The following is a 19421-nucleotide window of genomic DNA, read 5'->3' on the forward strand; positions in this document are numbered from 1 at the left end:
CTGGGAAGCCCGGATTGACCACGTTGTAGGAGAGGCCGTTCACATAGCCGGTGTTGTAGTAGTTATTGTTAGGACCCACCACACGGGCGTTGAGCGTCTCCGTGCTGGGGTTCGTCTGGAGTGTGAATGTCCCATCGTTTGCGGTGAGGACACTTGCACCATTGAAGGTCACCACTGCACCCGCAACGGGGATATCTCCGCTGTTGAAATCTACTACCTTTCCACTGAAGGTCGCTCTCACCGTTGCATCTGGTGTTGGTGTTGCGGTACCGCCACCGCCTCCTGAACCGCCACCACAGCCCACGAGTGGCGCAACTAGTAACGCACTCAGTGCTAAGACGACCGCGTAGCGATGACTCTTGCCGAAGATCATTCCCATCCTCCAGGCTGCCCTCTCCGGGCTAGCCAAAATGCCAGTAGAGAGTATAACCGAAACTCGGGCTTCTCTGCAACCCACTACTCTACTCCTACATAGATTGACCATCGTTGCGTTAAGTTCCTTCACGCACAAAGAGAAAATTTCCGGTAAAATTCCCATACCATGAATTCTGTAGGACTGAGCTTACCTGCCCCCGTGGTACAAGCAGCGCTCGCGGGCTGCGATGGCCCTCGGCTTGCGGCGGCGGTCTCACGGGCAGGGGGACTGGGCACGCTGACACTCTGTGCCCCGACGCTGGGAGCCACGCGCGTGCGTCTGGCACGCCTGCGGCGGCTAACCATGCGCCCCGTGCTGCTGGCCTTCACGGGGGAGTGGGAGAAACCTGAGGTGCTGAATCTCTGTGTGGCGGCGGGGCACCGGCACTTTCAGGTCTTCTGGTGGAATGGCCCCCGGCTCGTGCGCCGCATCCAGGATTCGGGCGGTGTCGCGCTCTGGCAAGTGGGAAACCAAGGGCAGATTGATGAGGCACTCGCGCACGGAGCCGATGGGCTGATCGTACAGGGGACGCAGGCAGGCGGCCCGGTGCGTAGCCCCCGTACACTGGATGAGCTGGTGCCCGGCCTCCGTGCACAAGTCGGTGCAGGCTTTCCTCTGATCGCGGGCGGTGGGCTAGCGACGTGTGAGGACGTGAAGCGCGTTTTAGCTCTGGGGGCAGATGCGGCTCTCCTAGGGACGCGTTTTCTCCTCTCCCAAGAGTCCCAGGCTCCGCGAGCCCACAAGCTGCGCCTCCTCAGAGCCGCTAATGAGCAGCTCTTTCTAGACACGCAGCTCGTCGGGCAGTGGCCATGCTCGCCACGTCGCCGCCTCTTAACCCACTCGCTCCCCGATGAGCCCAGCCTCTACGGCGGCGAAGGGCTCTCCCGCATCCACGACCTTCCCTCCGCCGCCCAAATCGTTCACCGGCTGGCCCCCTGACCCCCAATATTGGGGGGAGCTAGTGGGGGCCTTTGACTTCCATCCACGTGCCGCCGCAGGGGCCGCCCATTGTGGACTCACCAAAGCCGACGGGGTTGCCGTCGAAGTCTAAACAACTGTAGAAATGGGAGAGCTCCGCGGAGGCTTTGGGAACATAGTGGCAGATAAAAGCCCGCCGGAAGCGATCTTTGCTACTATTGGGGTACGAGCCGTGGATCACGGAGCCATTGAAGAAGAACACATCGCCTGCTTTCATGTCCACCGGGATTGCGGCCATGCCCTCAGGGATATCCACGTGCTGGTCGGTGAAGAAGAGCGTCTTATCGGCAGGTGTGGGGCAGAGCACGGGAAGCTGGTGCGAACCCGGAACGGCGATCATGCCTCCGTTTTCTTGATCCACATCGTCAATGGCCGTCCAGGCGGCATAACACGTATCCGGTGCCACTCTGAGGTAGTAGTTGTCCTGGTGCAAGTCTTGGCCACGTGCCCCGGCGGGCTTAAAGTAGAACATGCTCTGGGCCGCGACGGGCTCCTCTTTCATGAGAAGGCGCAAGAACTCATGGACACGGCGATCGAGCATGTAGCGCATCGAGAGCGGCCCCACGAGCTTATCGGCGTGCTTATGGGGGTGCATCATCCGGGGATAGAACGCCAGAGGATCGTCGTCGGAGTAGCCATCCTTGCCGCCCCGCCGAATCTCCGAGAGACCGTCCACAGGCCCCTCTGCATTCTGCTCCATAAACGCCGCCTTGATTGTCTCCACTTCGTCGGAGGAGAAGAGCCCGGGGACAATCACAAAACCATCGCGATGAAAGGCTTCTGCGAGAGCCTCCACGTTTTCCATAGTGATAAGATACGGCTAGTCTTTTTGAAAGACAAGGGAAAGTATGGCTGGAAACTTAAAGGATACTGCTAGTCTCTCGAATCGTCAGGAGGCGCACCAGCCCAGCGCCACGCCACTGGTGGCAGGGGTCTATCGGGGGGACACGCGCTATACCACTTGGCGTGCACGGGGGACGCAAGACTACTTGCTCATGTACACCCGTACGGGCGCAGGGCGCGTGGGGCATCTGCGCGGCGAGGTGCGGGTTATGCCGGGGGAGCTGGTGCTGATTCGTCCTGGCACACACCACGACTACGGCACCGCACGGGGCGCTGCCCACTGGGAGCTGATCTGGGCACACTTTCAGCCGCGTCCCCACTGGCTAGAGTGGCTTACCTGGCCCGAGCCTGCGCCCGGAATCTTGCACGTGGCGCTAGAGACCGATACCCGTGCGGCGGTCGAAGACGCGCTCTTGCTCATGGACACCCGCTCGCGCAGTGCCCAGCCACTCCGCTCCGCTCTGGCGATGCACGCGCTGGAAGAGGCACTCTTGCTCTGCGCCTCGACCCTTCCCTCCGTCCGTCGGCAAGATGCGCGTGTGGGGGCCGCGATGTCCTATCTCGTCGAGAACCTTGCGCAGCCCCTGACACTCCGTGAAGTGGCACAAGCGACGGGCCTCTCGGTCTCACGGCTCTCGCACCGCTTTAAAGACGAAGTGGGGATCACGCCGGGGCAGTTTCTGGAGCGCGAGCGCCTCGCCCGTGCCGCCCAGCTCCTGCGCTTTACCACGCGCCCGATTGCTGCGATCTCCGAAGAAGTGGGCTTCGCCAGCCCGATCCACTTCTCGCTGCGCTTTAAAAAATCTTTTGAAATCAGCCCACGGGAGTTCCGCAAGCTCGGCGGCTAGCGAGGCTTCCGGTAGAGAATCAGGTAGCTGGCAAAGGTGTGGTTGGCGAGGAAGCCTTTATCGGGAGTGGTGTTGGTGTAGGGCTCTAGCTCGTAGGCGAGGCGCAGGGGCTTGCCGGGCACCAGTGCAGGCGTGAGGTTCACAATCCACGGCGCGACCACATCGCCGGGCGACCAGCCTGCTCGTGGGAACTTCCAGGTGCCGCCTTGGGGGCGGCAGGGATTTAAGTAGACATCGTCTTTCCAGAGCCGGTTGGTGAACGTGCGGCCATCGCAGTGGAGCCTGCGCCAGAGCGGATGAAACTCGCCCGCATTGAGCGCATTGGGCGAGCCGCCGTGGCCCGTGACGATGGAGTAGAACGCCGCCCCGACCGTCTCCCGATCCGTGGCAAGCGTCTGAGGCGCGAGAAACTTCTCGATAGGCTCATCGGCGAGGCCGATTCGCGCTACCCCGTTCCAGAGCTTGATGACTTTATACGGCTCACGGGCAATCGGGCCGGGGTAGAAATCAAAGTCAATCGAGACCAGCCAGCCCTCGGAGTAGGTCTCGCAGACGATCTCCAGCTCTTTCTTGCCGCGCAGCAGGGGCAGAAAGTCCGTGAGATCCACTTTCCACTGCCAGGCTTTTCGGTAGGGCGTGATCCAGCGCAGGAGCTCGTAGCGCTCTCCGGTCTCGTCGTTGAGAAAGAGCTGGGCGAGGCGATCCCACGGGTCAATGCCCTTGGGCGTGTTTGCCAGGGTTAATGTGCAGACCACGCGCCCGACGCCGCTGGTGTCGGGAAATGCGACCGTGTTTTTTACTCTATGGTGCTGGGCATCGTTGAGAGCCTGGGTGAAGGCGCTGAGCTTACGCGGCGTGCTCAGCCAGCGTGGCATTCCTTTGCGGCTCACCGTAAGCGGGGCACTCGCTCCGATCAGCACCGGCTTCACCAGAGCCAGCGAGACTTCTGGGACAAAGTAGCTCTCGTAGACTGCAACCCCACCCACGGTGAGCGTGACTTCAACGCCACCCACCACTTCGTCAATGGTGAGGGCCAGTGGCTCGCTCAGAGACCGGGGAGCCAGCCGGTTGGCCAGCTCACGCCCATCGCGGTGGAGAGAGACCTCGCGCTGTGGCCGGTTTGCGATATTGCCCAGTGGCCCAAACATGATGTCATTGCGGCTGGCTCCCGGCGGCGGTGGGGGATTGTAGGTATCAAAGCCCAGCGCAAAGATCCCGGTTAGATTGGGTTCCGCAGGATCATCCAGGCGTGGCAGGCCCGATAGGGGGGTGGACGTGGGAAGAAACGCTAGAGCATAGCCTTTGGGATCTGTGGGCGTGGCAAGCTGCCACCGGACTTCGATTTGCATGGGGGCATTTTACCCGTAAGTCTGGGTACACTCAGCGCTATGGAATATCGTAAGCTGGGCCGCACGGGCCTTTTTGTCTCGGAGCTGTGTTTGGGAACGATGCAGTTTGGCTGGTCTACCGACGAGCCGACCTCGCATGCCGTGATGGATGCCTACTTGGAGGCAGGCGGGACGTTTCTTGACACCGCCGATATCTACACGACTTGGGCGGGGGATGCGAGCTATGGCGGCAAGACCGAAGAGATCATGGGGCGCTGGTTTGCGGAGCGCAAGAACCGCGAGAGTGTGATTTTGGCGAGCAAAGTCCGTGGGCGCATGACCCCTGGCCCCAACGGCGAGGGGCTCTCCCGAAAGCGCGTGATCCAGTGCTGTGAGGACAGTCTGCGACGCCTCCAGACCGATTATTTAGATCTCTACCAGTGCCACTGGGTGGACTTAAACACGCCGATTGAAGAGACGCTCGCCGCGATGCAGACTCTGGTGGAGCAGGGGAAAGTCCGCTATATCGGGGCCAGCAACTACCCCGCGTGGCGATTAATGGAGGCACTCTGGCACTCCGACAAGCGAAATTTTGCCCGCTTTGATAGCTTCCAGCCCGAGTACAACGTAATGGACCGCCAGCTCTTTGAGTACGAGGCGATGCCGCTCTGTAAGCACCACGGTCTGGGCGTGATTCCCTACTCACCGCTGGCGGGGGGCTTCCTCACCGGCAAGTACCGCGCAGGGGCGGACAAGCCCGACAGCGTCCGCGCGGATGGTGCCCTAAACCGCTACGGCAACGAGCGCGGCTGGGCCGTGATCGAGGCGCTGGAGCAGATCGGCAACGACAACGGCAAGACGGTCGCTCAGACCGCGCTGGCGTGGCTCCTCACCAACCCTGTGGTCACGTCGCCGATCATCGGAGCCAACAACCCCGAGCAGCTCAAGGACAGCTTAGGCGCCGCAGGGTATCGGCTCAAGCCCGAGGAGCAGTCTCGACTAAACGAGCTGACCAAGTGGGTGCGCAACGGACGGCCTATCTGGGACTAGCCCGCCCCCCCAGCCCCCGCGCAGCAGGGGAGATTAAAGGAAGAATTCTCTTTCCTCATTGTTCCCCCGCCTGGCGGGGGTTAGGGGGCGAAGTCTTCGAGGTAGTCACGGATGAGGGTCTGTAAGCTCGGCGCTGCGGGAAGCCCGAGGGCAAGGGCTCTTGCGCCGTCCACGGCTACGGGCCAGTTGGCGACGATTCCTTGAATCCGTGCATCGGGCTGGTCTTCAATAGCCCCTAGTGAGAGACTCCGCTCCTCCGCGACTTGTTGCAGGGCCTGGGCGGCGAGGTTCGGGGTGACACTCCGCGCGGGGAGCCCGATAGCGCGGTCCCGTCCGATGGCCTCGGTCGGGAGGTTGTGGAGGGCGATAAGAGAGTCAATCACGGTGCGGTAGCCGGTCATGGGGTGGCGCTGGTCGCGCGAGACGGGCAGGAGGCAGGTCTCGCCGCTCAGAGGCTCACGAAACATTCCGCTGGCCCAGCTCGATGCGGCGGCATTGGGCTTGCCGGGGCGAATGATCACGGTCGGGAGCCGGGCGGTGCGCCCGTCGAAGAAGCCCTTGCGCGTGTAGTCGTTGAGGAGAAGCTCACAGATGGTCTTGGTGATCCCGTAGGTGGTCTGCGGGGTGAGCTTGGTGTGGTCGGTGCAGGGCTCCTGCATGGCGTCGCCGCCGAAGCAGGCGATACTGCTGGCAAAGACCACGCGCGTCTTGTTGCCTCGCTCTCGGGCGGCCTCAAAGATATTGCGCCCCCCGTCGAGATTGACCCGAAGAGCATCGTCGAAGCGCTCCTCACACTCGCCACTGACCATCGAGGCCAGATGAAAAATAGACGTGCTGCGGTGCGTGCCCAGTGCCGCTCGAACGTCGTCTAGAGAGGCCACACTGCCCACGCGCTGCTCAACACGAATCGGCGTCTCGGGCAGAGGCTTGGGGGAAAACTGAGCATCTAGAAGGACGATCTCCTCGATGGGCTCCTCCGCCCCCGACTCCCCGATCAGCGCCCCGCAAGCCAGCAGTTTTTGGCAGAGCTGGTGGCCCAGAAACCCACCGCCGCCCGTGATGATAACTCTCATGATTGCTTGCCAGTGTACACCAAGTTTTGTATAATTCTTCCATGTCCGCCCCGATTCTCTCTGGCTTTGATCTTGACAACCCAGAGCATTTCTTCGAGTTCTGCCGGGTCAATGCTGTCTGGCGGATCGAGCGCAATGCCCAGGGGGAAGTTGTCGTCAGGATGCCTACCGGAGCCGAGTCGGGAAACCGCAATTTTGAATTAATCATGCAGCTTGGTAACTGGGTGAAGCGCGACGGAACGGGCCGGGGCTTCGACTCCAGCACTGGCTTCGATCTCCCCAATGGCGCGATGCGCTCCCCCGATGCGTCGTGGGTGAGCAAGGCTCGTCTTGCCGCGCTCACGGCGGAGCAGAAGAAGAGATTTCTCCCCCTCGCCCCCGACTTTGCCGCCGAGCTGCGCTCCGAGACCGATAGCCTGACGCTGCTTCAAGAGAAGATGGAAGAGTACATCGCCTGCGGTGTACGCCTTGCCCTCCTGATTGACCCCACGCAGAGCAAAGTCCACGTCTACCGCCCCGGAGCTTCCCCCCAAGTCCTCAACAATCCCACCGCCGTAGACTGCTCCCCCGAACTCCCCAGCTTTCTCCTCGACACCATCGCTCTCTTCACTTCCGAACTTTAACCGGAGGGGGTGGCGAGTGCTGCCTTCAGTTTATCGAGTGAGCTGGCTTGGACTTCTTCATGCAAAGAGCCGCCGTGGGAGTCCATGGTGACGATGCAGGGGAAGTCTTTGACTTGCAGCACCCAGATGGCCTCGGGGGAGCCGAACTCCTCCTTGAAGTAGACATCCTCGACACCCAAGATGCACTCGGCGTAGACCTGCGCCGCGCCACCGACCGCGTGCAAGTACACTGCGCCCTCGCTCTGACAGGCTCCCAAAGTCTTGAGGCCCATCCCTCCCTTGCCGATCACCCCGCGCAGGCCGAACTTTGCGATGAGGGCTGCCTGATAGGGCTCCTCACGAATAGACGTAGTGGGGCCCGCGGCAGTGATCCGGTAGGTCTTCTTGCCGCTGGCCTCACCCTCCACCACCACGGGGCCGCAGTGGTAGATAATGCCACCTGCCAGATCAACACCGTCGGGGAGAGCACCGCCATCTGCCAGGTACTTATGAACCGCATCACGTCCCGTAAATATCCGCCCCGAGATCAGAATCTCGTCGCCTGCCTTGAGCTGCCGGATGCTCGCTTCATCCACCGGCGTTGTCAATCTCACCTGAGCCATAGCCGTATTGTACCCTGGAGGAAATGACTGTGAGATTTTTCACTCTTCCGCATACGAATGGAACATAGTGAGTGTCTAATGCGACAAAGGTAAGGGGACATGCAAAACAACAAACCAGAGAGTGCTTTTCCGATTGCACTACTACTCAGCCAAGACGAAGCCGATGCTTTGTGGAGCATACTTCTGTATGCCCCTGTAACCGACGATGTCTCTGAGGAGATGACGGCTCACTTGCTGCGGCGCATTGCCGAGGCACAGAGAGCGCATCGGAAGCCGTGCGGGGTAGAATCCTTGCATGAAGTCTCCTGCGTCTAAGCCCTCCCTGCGCAACCCCCACAACCTCCCTACAAAAATCTGCCCAAGCTGTCAGCGTGCGTTTGTCTGGCGCAAGAAATGGGAGCGTGACTGGGAGAGTGTTCTCTACTGCTCCGATGCCTGCCGAAAGGGTAAAAATGTCTCCCGAAATTGAGCAGGCACTCCAAGCCTCTCTCCCTGCGGTTCTCAAAGAGCTTGCCGAGCTCGTTGCCATTGCCTCCGTCGCCGCCAAGCCTGACTCGCCCATGACCCTCTGCGCCGAAAAAGTGGCGCAGCTCTACCGAAAGCGTGGCCTAGAGGCACACCTAGTCCCCACCGACGGCGGCCCGCCCGTGGTCTATGCCGAGGATCGAGGTGCGGGGGTGGAGGCACCCACGGCGCTTTTCTACAACCACTACGATGTCCAGCCCGCCGAGCCCTTTGAGCTCTGGCAGAGCGATCCTTGGACACTGCGCCGTGACGGTGACTTTCTCTACGGGCGCGGTAGCTCCGACGATAAAGGCCATATTGCCTGCCGTCTACTGGCACTGGATGCGCTTAAAGCGCTTAACGGCGGAGCGCTCCCCGTCAATATCAAAGTGCTGGTCGAGGGCGAAGAAGAGGTTGCCAGTGTCCACCTCGCCGACTGGATCGAGAAGCACAGCGCTCTGCTCGCCGCCGATGTCACACTCTGGGAGTTTGGCGGGATCAATGCCGCCAGCGAGCCCGAGCTGATCTGCGGTCTGCGTGGAATTGCCACGTTCGAGCTACGGGTTCGCACCATTGACCACGATGCCCACAGCGGTGTCGGTGGGACGATCTTGCCCAACGCGGCATGGCGATTGGTGCATGCGCTGGCAAGCCTCAAAGACAAAGATGAGCGCATTCTGATCCCTGGTCACTACGATTCCGTGATCCCTGCCACCGAAACGGATCTCGCGCTTTTGGGCAAGCTCTCCCCGGAGATTGAGGCCGAGCTGCGCGCCGAGTTCGGTCTCTCCCACTTTCTGGACGGGGCCACAGGTGCCGAGCTGCATCGCCGTGCTAGCTTTGAGCCGAGCTGCACGATCAATGGGCTCACCAGTGGCTACCAGGGCGCGGGCACAAAAACCGTCCTTCCCGCCGAATCCACCGCCAAGCTCGACTTTCGCCTGGTTCCTGACATGGATCCCGAAGTCGTGCATCAGAGCCTGCGGGCGCACTTCGATGCGCAAGGCTTCTCCGACATTGAGATCCACTACCTCGGTGGGCAAAAACCAGGACGAGTCGCTCCTGATCACCCGATGGTTCAGCTTGCAGCCCAAACCGCCGAAGAGGTCTATGGTGTGGCACCGAGTATTGTCCCTCTCTCAGCCGTCACCGGCCCCGTTCACCCCTTTGTGGGAGGACTGCACCAGCCCATCGTGACCATCGGCTGCGGCTACCCCGGAGCCCGTGTGCATGCCCCGAATGAAAACTTGCGTGTCTCGGACTTACTTCAAGGCGCACGGCACACGGTTGCTTTCTTGATGGCGCTGAAAACCTAACCCGCAAAAACACGGGTTTTTTGTAAAATACGCTTTGGAACATCTTTCTTGCGGTTAACTGTCCCATGGAGTGTCAGTAAAATCACTCACAGAGAAAGTTACGGAGAGGATGTTGACGCGACGTTCCTTATTGTGTTTAGGGCTTGGTCTGGGAGTTCTGGCGGGCTGTGGTGGAGGTGGGGGCTCTGATAACCTCTCGGGAACCCTTCAAATCGCACAGCTGGCCGTACGCTGGCCCGAGCGTAGCCGCAGTGCGGCGGCACCCGTATCGGCACTCTCTTTTGTTTTGACCATCAAAGCGGCAACCCAAGGCGGTAGCGGCCCCAATGGCACCGGTACACCCGTTGCCTCTACCAGCCTCCTGACGACGATCTCGTCTGTGGATGGCACGATTGCGGAGACGATCACGGTTGCGGCGACGCTCAAGAAAATCGAGCTTGCCACCGGGCTGCGCCTGCGGGTAGGGGAAGAAGCCTACGTTTTATACACGGCTCGGGATGCCAACAATAGTATCGTCGCGCTCCCAGAAGGCTCTGGCTTTCTGGAAGTGACCAGTGGCAATAGCTCGCTTTCGGCAGTTGGTGAGACGCTCAAGGGACTGGCAGGTGGCACCGCGAAAGTCCGAATTCGAGGCAAGACCAGCTTTCCTACGATGCCTCTCTGGCCACGATTCCCTGGTTCGGTGCTTCGGTCTTACATGTCGGTGAGGCGCTCCAGACCTACTACAGGGCCTCAGGCAGAGTTTTCAGATCGTTTAGTGCGGCTTTTAGTGCAGGCAGTGTACTGGTGCGCGGAGCAGGCATAAAAAAGCAAAGGTATACTGTATATTATGCGAGTGCTGTGGTGTTTAGGGGTGTTATTGTGCTTGCTGTTGGTGGGAGGGGTGCAGGCGCAGGATAAGCTCATCTATTGCAACGAGCCCGAGCGGATGCGGGATGCGGGGACGTATGCGAACGCACGCCTACTGGCTGGTCAGAGCTACACGATCTTCTATCACTTCCGAAATAGTAGCAACGACACGGGGGATTTTGTCGTCCAGTTCAAGAGCCTGACTGATGAGCCGTTTAGCTTGTCGTCCAAGCAAGGCTGTGCAGATCCTAGTGGCGATCCGCCTACGGTGGGCCGTCAGGCAATGGCGCGTTTTCTTCGTGCGCCCGATAAGCAGATTGCAGCCGATAAAGGTCTTGCACGCTTTACGTACAAGCTGACCAACCACCAAGTGGCTTCGGGTATGATGGCCATCAAAGCCGATAAAAACGTTCGGATGCGTATCTACTTTAAGCACGATAAGTGGGATGCGCCCCGAATGAAGACTCTGATTCTCGACTCGACGCGTCTAGATATCGATGTGCCGCTGAATGGCGAGCTTACTCAGCATCGTTTTCGTATCGGGATGGGGGAGCGAGATACCAACCAGGCGCGTCTGCGCGACGGCTGCTACGGGATGCTCTACTCCTTCAAGATCGCCGCTCCCGAAGGCCGCCGTGTGCGGATCGGGTTTATCCCGCGGGGAGGCAAGTCCGGCGTGGTAGGTATGCTCGGTGGTGATCTGATCATGTCCGAGATTCGTGAGGCCTATGAGCGGGTAACATTCTGTGAGGCAGTGGTGGGGCCACGCGGTGAGGTGCAGTTTACAACGAGTCCTTTCGGGGGAGTTTTCTACCCGGTTGAGCTCACGTTTCAGCTTCTCCCAGCCGCTGCGAGCCCTCCCAGCCGTTAGCGTAGGAGTGTTTTATGAGTAGCGGCGTGATTCGCAGTGTTGGAGTAAGCAAGGCGTTTGGGGGGGTGACGGTACTAGAGGGGGCTTCGGTTACCCTCTACGCGGGAGAGATGCATGCCTTGGTGGGCGAGAATGGGGCGGGTAAGTCCACCCTCGCCAAGATCTTCGCGGGGGTGCACGCGCCCACTGTGGGCCATCTGGAGCTGGGAGAGCAGCACGTTCACTTCTCCGGGACACGCGATGCTGCCGCGCACGGCGTGGCTCTTATTCCCCAGGAGCCCCAGACCTTCCCCGATCTCAGTGTTGCCGAGAATATCTTTATCGGGCGACAGCCGGGCAAGAGTGGGCTGGTAAGCTGGCGCACGATGCACGATGAGGCAAAGCGCCTGCTGGAGACCCTGGGAGTCTCACTTGACCCCAAAGCCCCCGTGCGCGGCCTCTCTGTGGCGGACCGCCAGATGATCGAGCTAGCGGCGGCTCTCTCCCTCAATGCAAAAGTCCTGATCTTCGATGAGACCACGGCCTCACTTACCCTGGGCGAAGTGGCACGGCTGGCGGAGATTATCGCCCGCCTAAAGTCCGAGGGCTGCGCACTGGCCTTTATCGGCCACCGCACCGAGGAAGTGTTCTCCCTCTGCGAGCGCATTTCTGTCTTGCGCGATGGTAAAGTGGTCTCGGCAGACAAGCCAATCTCTGAGACAAGCGTTGGGGAAACTCTGCGCCTGATGGTGGGGCGCGATATACCCTCCTCCCAAGCTTGGGAGGAGGGCTGGGGAGGAGGGGAAATCTTGCTCGAAGCGCGAAATCTCACACGGCGCAGGAAGTTCACGGATATCTCTCTGACTGTCCATGCGGGCGAGATTGTGGGGCTGGCGGGCCTGGTCGGCGCGGGCCGCACGGAAGTCGCACGGGCGCTCTTTGGGCTTCTGCCACTCGACTCCGGTGACGTGCTCATCAGCGGCGAGCCGGTGAAGATAGATAACCCGGGCGATGCGATGAAGCACGGCCTCGCGCTCGTCCCTGAGGATCGGCAGCTCCAAGGCGCACTGCTTCCCTGGAGTATCTGGCAGAACAACAGCCTCGCAAGCCTCAAGGGCGCATGGCTTGCTCCTGGAAAAGAGCGCGAGCTGGCGCAGAGCTGGAAAGAAAACTTCGAGGTGCGCTGCCAGAGTGTCGAGCAGAGCCTCTCGGAGCTATCGGGGGGAAACCAGCAGAAAGTGGTCTTGTCCAAGTGGCTGGCGACCCACCCTAAAGTGCTGATTTTGGATGAGCCGACCCGTGGCGTGGATGTGGGGGCCAAGGCGCTGATCCACGACGAGATCCAGAAGCTTACCGCGCAGGGCCTCGGGGTGCTGCTGATCTCGTCGGACTTGCCGGAAGTGTTGGCCCTCGCGGATCGGACCTTGGTGATGCGTGAGGGCAAGATTGTCCGAGAGCTGAGCCGCGACCAAGCCACGCCAGAGAGTGTTATTGCTGCCGCGACGGGCGCGGGCTAGCTAACAACCCGCCCGTGCCAGAAGTGGATCTGTTTGCGCTTCCAGGTGTAGGTCACGGCCAGCTCGTTCTTGCCAAGGGGAATAATCGCGGGGTAGGAGAACTCCAGCTTGGGCTCTGTCTCGATGTCTAAGAAGCTAGGCCATGTCACTCCATTGTCAAACGAGAGGGCAATGCGCAGCGGCGTGCGTGCGGCCCAGTTCCCGACCACGGGGTTGTGCGCCAGCGCCAGCGTGCCATCGGGGAGGCGCGCGAGATCAATCCCACTGTTGTTGTTAGGGAGCTTGGAGTCGTAGACCGGCTTCCAGGTGCGTCCGTTGTCGTCGGAGTCTGTGCGCGGGCAGTAGCCGCACGATGAGCGCAGGAGGGCATGGAGCTTGCCCGGCGCGGACTCCCACAGCGTCGCCTGAATAATCCCATGCTTTTCCCCAAGTGCCGTGCGGTCGAGGTTGGGCGTGCGCTGCCAGGTCTTGCCATTGTCGCTGGACCGGTCGAAGAACGCCTCCCAGGTGCCTTGCTCGCTCGATGCTCCGGCGAGTAGTGTCCCATCGGCCAGAAGGATCGGCTTGTTCTTCACCGGCCCCCGCCCGCCCGTGTCATCGCCAGGGACAAGCTCACGGGCCGCACTCCAGGTTCTCCCCAAGTCGCGTGAGGTCATGGTGAAGGTCTTCCAGTGAGGAATCGTCGCCCCGGTCTTAAACCAGAGGTGGAGGGTTTTGTCCGGCCCGTAGAACAGCACCGGGTTCCAGTGCGCGGTCTCATCAATCTTGGCGACCCGCACCGGCGTGCTCCACGTATTATCTTCTCGGCGTGAGAGCCAGATCCCGACATCGGGGTGCTTCTCTTTGGTGCCGCCAAACCAGGCCGCCACCAGGGTCTTGCCACACAGCGCAACCGTGGAGGCATGGCACTCGGGGAAGGGAGCATTGGTGTAGATCGGCTCCTGGGTTATCGTTTCAAGTTTCATCCTATACTTCCTCTTCTGTCGGGAGACGGCGCATTAGCGCAATAAAGTGTGCTTCCATGCGCTCCATTGTCTGTTCTACTGTAGTAATGCGAGATAGCAATGATTGTTGAGTAGACTTCTGAGCGCGATGGCCAACTAGAGTGGGACGGTTTAGCTGGAGTTTAGCAAGATGGAATTTTCCCGTGTCTGTTAGTCCCACCAAAATTCCTTCGGCACCAGTGCCTATATGAAGACTCAAATCATCACGAAGTGGATGGAGAATACGCTCTGATGTCATTGCCTCCCAGTAGTCTCCTTTGAACTCATTGCAAGCATGACAACAGTAGACCCAGTTCTCGCGCTGATCAGAGCCTCCTAACGAGCGCGGCTGGAAATGATCGCACGTAAGCTCGGCTCCCATTTCTATTTCGGAGATACCACAATAACCACAGCGAAAAGCGTAGAGTGCTCTGAGGTACTCGCGGTCCGTCTTGCGCATTGCTTACTTACTCTCTAGGAGTGGTGCTAAGGAGGCGTTTTTCGGCCACTCTAATTGTCTCTATTTCCTGAATCAGCATCTCTAGACGATGGAGTGAGTCGCGTTTTCGTTGTGCCAGGTTTTCCAGTTCGTGAAGCCTAGCTGCGAGTGCTTGGTTTTCCGCCTGTCCACGCCGCATTGCAGGCTCCAGAGCGTGGGCTTCTTCCGCATGGAGAGCCGCATAATAGTTAGCCAGCTCCTGATGCTCACTGTGCGAGAGTGTTTCTTTGCGATCTTCTCGTGCGCGAAGTTCTCTGATCCGTTCCAAGTTTGTCATTGCCGTTTTCCTGATTGCATTATGCCACTATTTCACGCGAAAAACCCACGCCCGGCGGCGCAAGTCCAGGAGAGTTATTGCCAACGCCGCCGGCCACCAAGCGAGTGGAAAGACTGCCAGCAGGATCGCAAAGACCAGGCAGTTGGTGGCAAACGAGCCCAGCGCGTCCCAGCCACGCCGCGCCACAAAAATACCGCCCAACAGCTGAAGTGCCGCCACAACGAGAACCGGAGCCAGCGCGTGCGCCGCAACACTCGCCAGCCAGCCCGTCAGCACGATGCCAAGCCAAGCGCTCCGCCAGCCCAAGTGCCGCTCTGGGCGACAGTCAAAGGGAGTTTTAGGTGGCTCACACCCGGCAATCTGGCGTCGGTTGTAAGAGAGCAGGCGGTAGAGTGGCCAGATCGCCGCTTTTACCCAGCGCTGGCGCAAGACAGGCTGGAGCCACGCCGTCTGGTGCCCCATCAGCAGAAAGAGCGCATCGAGCCCGTAGACAATCTCGCCCGTCGCGCGGTCGATCAGCGGAATCGCCACCCGGCCACGCGCCACGTCCAGCGTCTCAAAGACCTCGGGGCACTGCTCAGGAGCCTGGCCAAACGCCACCCGCCCCGAACGGGGAAGAACCCCAAGGCGCACAAAGCCCTCGGTGTAGAGCTGGCACAGCGGGCAGCTATCGTCGTAGAGGATCACTTTCTCGGCAAGCATCACAAACTCCCTGATTTCTAAAATTGAACACGTTCATATTTAGAATATCGGCGATTCTGTGGCTTGTCAAGAGGCGTTTTTGCCGCCGATTGGAAATCGGCGTCTGCAATGGCGTTCCGCCGCGAAGCCCGTGCCGGGCTGATCTTTCTTTGGTAAAGTACTGTGCGTGACTATTGATGAAATTCAGAGTCTTAAAGATCTTTTGCATCAAATGCAGACGGAAGATCCCCATTATCGTGTCTTTGGATCGGGACGACATCAGTACTTGCTAAATCCAACTCAGCCCGAAGCTGTGCTACAAAGCTTTGAGAAAAGACATGGAATTTCGCTTCCCGAAGGCTATCGTCGCTTTCTGACACAGGTTGGGGATGGTGGGGCGGGACCATGGTATGGTCTCTTTTCTCTAGAGCAGACTCTTGAAGGTAACAATCTTCGCCGACCTTTCCCCGAGGTCAATACGAATGTACACCGTTTCCGAGGCAAGCGACCTGGCCTCCTCACTCTCTGTGAGTATGGCTGTGGTATTTATTTCTATTTGGTGGTTCGCGGAGAGGCTTACGGTACTATCTGGCAAGTGGAAGATTCCTACTTTGAGCGTGTTGCACCTTCCTTTGAGAGCTGGTATGGCCAATGGGTAGAGATGCTGCGTCTCAAAGCACAACCGATCCTAGCCAACGAGCGGCGTATTGCAAGTATCCAAGTCGGAATGTCATTAGACGAAGTCATCAGGCTCTACGGCAAATCGGAAAAATGGCACGTCCAATTTGAAGGGCTTACTACTCAGTTTACTCTGGATGAAGACGAGCGCATTCTCCGCATCATCGACCACTGTATCTGGTAGCCCGGAACGGGCTTTGCGGCTGAGGAACGAAGCCACTGCAGACGCCGGTTTTCAACCGGCGCGGCGAATCCGGGAGTCGTGGGTGACGATGAGGTTGCCGTGGGTGGTGCTCCAGCCTTCGGGGCGTTTTTCGGCGCGGTAGAGCTCCATTAAGTGGCAGCGGGACTCCCAGTCCGGGTCGGGGCGGAAGGGCATCTCTGCTGTCTCCTCGAACTGGACATAGCCCCACCACTCTGGGCGGTGCATGTCAATGGCCCACTGCGGGCTCCAGACCCAGTTGTGCTCGGGGGTGCTGGGGATTTTTTGGTACGGCGCAGGGATTTTGCCGGAGTTATCCACAGGCAATATAGAGTTATCCACAGGGTAGTCGAAGTTATCCACAGGCTCGATGTCCCACTCGACGCGTGAGAAGTTCACCCGCCACTGCTGCCCGAGAGTGGGACAGTCGCCGCCTTGCAGGGTTTTTAGGCCACTCCAGGGCAGGGCCAGCTCCAGGGTCCAGCCGTGGTCGCGATCTCTGGCATCGTTGAGGGTACCGATAATCTTGACCGCCGTCTTGATGCCCTCGATCTCCCACTCATTGAGCGCGGGGCCACCGTCACGGTAGGGCTTGGGGAGGCGCAGATCCCACGTGGTGTTGAGCGCGTTCATCTCAAACTCGCCGTAGTCGTGGTTGTCGCCATCGGGGTCGAGAAAGACCTCGAAGTCGTTGTCGTAGAAGATCACGGAGTCGTGCTCGGTGAGGGTGGCCCAGATATCGGGCTCCTCTAGCTCTGCTGCGATGTAGAAATAGCTCTCGTCCCAGAGCATCTTCATCCGCGTACGAAAGCGTGGGGCGGGACGGCTCTCGCCTTCAATATCTAAGAAATCATCGCTCCAGGGCGCGGCTTGCCAGACGGCTTTGGTCAGATCACCGTCGATCACAATTGGCTCACTGGCGCGGCCGCAAACATAGCCCTTGGGGTGAGGGTAACTCATGGAAAAGCCTTTCGAGCCGCTTCTGACATTTTCGGGAGTATACCCGATGCGCTCTTAGCGCTGTGTCAGGTTAAAGTTAACGGTGATCGGGTTGTTCGGATTTACCAGTGTCGCCTCCTTGGTCTCGGAGACATAGCCACCCGGAATTGTCTGCACCGTGTAGCTGCCCGCCGGGACGATAAAGAAGTAGTTGCCACTCGCATCGGTGTTGATCGTCTCCAGCTGAATGCCGGAGCGCAGCAAGAAGACGGGGGCATTGACGATAGCGCTGCTGTCCGTCGCGGAGGTGACTTTGCCGGAGATGGTCTTGAGGGGCGCGGGAGGATTGGGGTTAGGGTCTACTTGGAGGGTTAGGTCTCCGGCCTCGTTGATCCCAAAGGCAACCGCCATGCTCTTGAGGGCGATCTTACTCCCCGAGCCCGCCGAGATCTCCGCGGGGCCATCGGGGACGAGATCAATCAGAAAGGTACCATCGGTGTTGGAGAAACCGCTGAGGCTTCCCTGGCTGGTATTGACCACCACGAAGGCGCTCTTAACGGGCTTGCCTGTCTCATCGAGCACACGGCCACGCACTTGCCCGATATTGAGATAGAAAGTGAGCTCGGAGTTGGCCCCTGCGGTTACCGCGGGCTGGAAAGCAAAAATCTGTGGGGTCTTGCCAGGGACGGTGATCGTGGCGGTTGTGGTGCCGATCAGGGCTCCGGTGATACGAAACGAGCCGACCTGATTGCTGGAGCTGGCATTGGCTCGCTCGGTGGTGGTCGCTGACGCACCACCAATCGTGACCGTTGCCCCTTCGACTTGAAGGTCCGCTTGCAAGGAGTCGTAGACGATACCCGTGACGATGCTCGCCTTTGTATCCGTCCCTCCCCCGCCACCGCCGCAACCTGCAGCTAGAGTTGTGAGCGCACTCAGCGCTAGAAAATTTCGTCGTGTCATAGTTGTTTATCGAAGGATCTGGATGGGGCGGATGACGCGGGCGGTCTGCCCATCGTCGGTTCGGGCGGTCAGGGTGACGAGATAGCCACCGGCAGGGAGAGGCTGCCCGCTATCGGTCAGGCCGTTCCAGAGGACACTCTGGCGCTCGGTGGCGCGGCCTCGGCTGGTGGTGAGGCGACGGACACTGCGACCGGCTAGAGTACTGATCTCCGCCTGAACATCGGCATCTGCGGTAAGGCTATACTCAAGGCGAATGCTACCGCCACTGGCTCGACCTGCGGAGCGGGTGAGGACATTGGTGATTCCCAGAACCTGGCTGCGCTCCGCCTCCGCGACAATCTGGAGCTTACGGGTCTGCCCGGCCTGCACCGCCACGCTCCAGCCTGAGCGGCTTGCCAGTGGAAAACGTGCCCCCGTGGCCGTGTCTAAAAGCGTGAGCCGCAGGGTCTTGGGGAGCGTTTCGAGACCGTCCCAGGCGAGGGTGACATTGCCCGACTGCGCCGAGGTGAGACTCAGGGGCCAGGTTCCTCGGTTGGCATCTTGGCCGCTCCGAAAGTCCGCCGCCATACGCCCACCTGCGGTCGCTGCCTCGCTCCCTAAGGCGAGGCTTACGCCGGGCACCACATCCGGGGGGGCCTCGATGTCCCAGCGTGGGTCAAAGCTCCGTGTGGCACCCGCAGCTGCGCCAAGAGCCACTTCGGAGGAGCGCTTGCCCTGGGTCGCCCGAAGGCGCACGGCCCAGTCGGGCTTGCGGCTTGCGGTGGGAACCAGTGCCCGAGTGGGCACCGAGCGGCCCGGCGTGTCGGGGCCGGGGATGAGCAGTGTCACGCCTTGGGGGGCATAGACCCGTACCCAGTAGCCTCGCCAGTCCGCCGAGAGCGAGTTGGTGGGATTGTACGCCCCTGTTTCTTGGTTGAGCCCCCAGACCTGCTCGGCGATCAGGGAGCCGTAGGGAGCGTTGTTGGCATCGGCTCCCGTGGCGGCACCAAAGACAATGGCATCGTTTTCCAGGTACTTGACAGAGGTCTTGGTGATATCCAGGTCTTGCGAGAAGGGCGTGCCAATTAAGTTCCAGCCGTAGGCCAGGTGAAGGGTGTAGTCTACATCCGTCGCGGGGGTGATCCCGGTGAGGGAGACAGTGGTGTTGATCGGCCCGCCGTTGGGGAGGAACTTCAGGAAGTAGCCCTTGCCCGGCTCCAGAAGCCCGATACTGGGGGTGTTGGGGGCGACCGCGGCGTAGACACGGGTGATCGGGTCCCAGCCCGCCAAGAGAAAGTCCATGGCGGAGCGGCCTAGTGCGCCCTCGACCGTGGGCTCCAGAGGCCGTACGGGAAAGCTGACAAGATTGAGGTTGCCCACCGGAAAGGCGCGGCTCAGGGTCGTGACACCGCCGCCCGCACCGACGG

General features: G+C 60.1%; 21 protein-coding genes and 1 pseudogene. 10 read left to right on the top strand and 12 right to left on the bottom strand.

Annotated features, from left to right (window positions below):
* A pseudogene (locus tag AC1XOS_RS07930) lies at positions 1-379 on the bottom strand (hypothetical protein); the annotation flags it as partial.
* A gap of 162 nt (positions 380-541) precedes the next feature.
* Between AC1XOS_RS07930 and AC1XOS_RS07935 the strand changes: the two are divergent.
* The gene (locus tag AC1XOS_RS07935) at positions 542-1354 is read left to right on the top strand and encodes a nitronate monooxygenase (protein ID WP_481961676.1); all 813 of its coding nucleotides are present in this window, start codon (positions 542-544) and stop codon (positions 1352-1354) included.
* A gap of 19 nt (positions 1355-1373) precedes the next feature.
* On the opposite strand, the gene AC1XOS_RS07940 is transcribed toward AC1XOS_RS07935, so the two are convergent.
* On the bottom strand, positions 1374-2198 hold the full coding sequence (locus AC1XOS_RS07940; RefSeq protein ID WP_481961677.1) for a phytanoyl-CoA dioxygenase family protein: 825 nt from the start codon (positions 2196-2198) through the stop codon (positions 1374-1376).
* Between the two features lie 43 nt (positions 2199-2241).
* Between AC1XOS_RS07940 and AC1XOS_RS07945 the strand changes: the two genes are divergently transcribed.
* On the top strand, positions 2242-3084 hold the full coding sequence (locus AC1XOS_RS07945; protein ID WP_481961678.1) for a helix-turn-helix domain-containing protein: 843 nt from the start codon (positions 2242-2244) through the stop codon (positions 3082-3084).
* Here AC1XOS_RS07945 and AC1XOS_RS07950 read toward each other — a convergent pair.
* Positions 3081-4433 (bottom strand): peptide-N-glycosidase F-related protein, encoded by a 1353-nt coding sequence (locus AC1XOS_RS07950; RefSeq protein ID WP_481961679.1) that lies wholly within the window; start codon positions 4431-4433, stop codon positions 3081-3083. The genes AC1XOS_RS07945 and AC1XOS_RS07950 overlap by 4 nt on opposite strands.
* Positions 4434-4472: 39 nt before the next feature.
* On the opposite strand from AC1XOS_RS07950, the gene AC1XOS_RS07955 reads away from it, so the two are divergent.
* Positions 4473-5462, top strand: coding sequence for an aldo/keto reductase (locus tag AC1XOS_RS07955; RefSeq protein ID WP_481961680.1), 990 nt, complete (start codon positions 4473-4475; stop codon positions 5460-5462).
* An 80-nt stretch (positions 5463-5542) separates the two neighbouring features.
* On the opposite strand, the gene AC1XOS_RS07960 is transcribed toward AC1XOS_RS07955, so the two are convergent.
* Entirely contained in the window at positions 5543-6535 is a 993-nt protein-coding gene (locus AC1XOS_RS07960) for an NAD-dependent epimerase/dehydratase family protein (protein ID WP_481961681.1), read from the bottom strand.
* A gap of 41 nt (positions 6536-6576) precedes the next feature.
* Here AC1XOS_RS07960 and AC1XOS_RS07965 point away from each other — a divergent pair, with 41 nt between their 5' ends.
* Complete coding sequence (locus AC1XOS_RS07965; protein WP_481961682.1) at positions 6577-7158, top strand: Uma2 family endonuclease; 582 nt, start codon at positions 6577-6579, stop codon at positions 7156-7158.
* On the opposite strand, the gene AC1XOS_RS07970 is transcribed toward AC1XOS_RS07965, so the two are convergent.
* A complete protein-coding gene (locus tag AC1XOS_RS07970; protein ID WP_481961683.1) occupies positions 7155-7760 on the bottom strand; it encodes a FumA C-terminus/TtdB family hydratase beta subunit in 606 nt (201 codons plus the stop codon). The genes AC1XOS_RS07965 and AC1XOS_RS07970 overlap by 4 nt on opposite strands.
* Before the next feature lie 295 nt (positions 7761-8055).
* Between AC1XOS_RS07970 and AC1XOS_RS07975 the strand changes: the two genes are divergently transcribed.
* The 5 genes from AC1XOS_RS07975 (at position 8056) to AC1XOS_RS07995 (ending at position 12796) form a co-directional block, all read left to right on the top strand.
* Positions 8056-8229, top strand: a complete 174-nt coding sequence (locus tag AC1XOS_RS07975) for a DUF2256 domain-containing protein (protein WP_481961684.1) — start codon at positions 8056-8058, stop codon at positions 8227-8229.
* Entirely contained in the window at positions 8213-9580 is a 1368-nt protein-coding gene (locus AC1XOS_RS07980) for a M20/M25/M40 family metallo-hydrolase (protein WP_481961685.1), read from the top strand. The genes AC1XOS_RS07975 and AC1XOS_RS07980 overlap by 17 nt, the downstream gene beginning before the upstream one ends.
* A 109-nt stretch (positions 9581-9689) precedes the next feature.
* A complete protein-coding gene (locus tag AC1XOS_RS07985) occupies positions 9690-10385 on the top strand; it encodes a hypothetical protein (protein WP_481961686.1) in 696 nt (231 codons plus the stop codon).
* Between the two features lie 24 nt (positions 10386-10409).
* On the top strand, positions 10410-11300 hold the full coding sequence (locus AC1XOS_RS07990; RefSeq protein ID WP_481961687.1) for a hypothetical protein: 891 nt from the start codon (positions 10410-10412) through the stop codon (positions 11298-11300).
* Between the two features lie 14 nt (positions 11301-11314).
* Entirely contained in the window at positions 11315-12796 is a 1482-nt protein-coding gene (locus AC1XOS_RS07995; protein ID WP_481961688.1) for a sugar ABC transporter ATP-binding protein, read from the top strand.
* Here AC1XOS_RS07995 and AC1XOS_RS08000 read toward each other — a convergent pair.
* Genes AC1XOS_RS08000 through AC1XOS_RS08015 form a run of 4 tightly spaced genes read right to left on the bottom strand, consistent with a single transcriptional unit; the run spans position 12793 to position 15260 of the window.
* Entirely contained in the window at positions 12793-13761 is a 969-nt protein-coding gene (locus AC1XOS_RS08000) for a sialidase family protein (protein WP_481961689.1), read from the bottom strand. The genes AC1XOS_RS07995 and AC1XOS_RS08000 overlap by 4 nt on opposite strands.
* A gap of 1 nt (position 13762) precedes the next feature.
* Positions 13763-14239: an HNH endonuclease gene (locus AC1XOS_RS08005; protein ID WP_481961690.1), complete on the bottom strand. Its 477-nt coding sequence runs from the start codon at positions 14237-14239 to the stop codon at positions 13763-13765.
* A gap of 7 nt (positions 14240-14246) precedes the next feature.
* Entirely contained in the window at positions 14247-14555 is a 309-nt protein-coding gene (locus tag AC1XOS_RS08010; RefSeq protein ID WP_481961691.1) for a hypothetical protein, read from the bottom strand.
* 27 nt (positions 14556-14582) lie between these two features.
* On the bottom strand, positions 14583-15260 hold the full coding sequence (locus AC1XOS_RS08015) for a hypothetical protein (RefSeq protein ID WP_481961692.1): 678 nt from the start codon (positions 15258-15260) through the stop codon (positions 14583-14585).
* Between the two features lie 163 nt (positions 15261-15423).
* Here AC1XOS_RS08015 and AC1XOS_RS08020 point away from each other — a divergent pair, with 163 nt between their 5' ends.
* Positions 15424-16098 carry an SMI1/KNR4 family protein gene (locus AC1XOS_RS08020; RefSeq protein WP_481961693.1) on the top strand — a complete coding sequence of 225 codons (675 nt, stop codon included), beginning with the start codon at positions 15424-15426 and terminating at the stop codon, positions 16096-16098.
* Positions 16099-16149: 51 nt separating this feature from the next.
* Here the strand turns inward: AC1XOS_RS08020 and AC1XOS_RS08025 are convergent, their stop codons facing one another.
* From AC1XOS_RS08025 to AC1XOS_RS08035, 3 genes are all read right to left on the bottom strand, one after another.
* On the bottom strand, positions 16150-17076 hold the full coding sequence (locus AC1XOS_RS08025) for a carbohydrate-binding family 9-like protein (protein WP_481961694.1): 927 nt from the start codon (positions 17074-17076) through the stop codon (positions 16150-16152).
* A 54-nt stretch (positions 17077-17130) separates the two neighbouring features.
* The gene (locus AC1XOS_RS08030; RefSeq protein WP_481961695.1) at positions 17131-18015 is read right to left on the bottom strand and encodes a carboxypeptidase-like regulatory domain-containing protein; all 885 of its coding nucleotides are present in this window, start codon (positions 18013-18015) and stop codon (positions 17131-17133) included.
* Between the two features lie 6 nt (positions 18016-18021).
* Positions 18022-19421: FlgD immunoglobulin-like domain containing protein (locus AC1XOS_RS08035; RefSeq protein WP_481961696.1), on the bottom strand; the 1400-nt coding region annotated here is incomplete at its 5' end.

The organism is Armatimonas sp. (assembly GCF_964826245.1).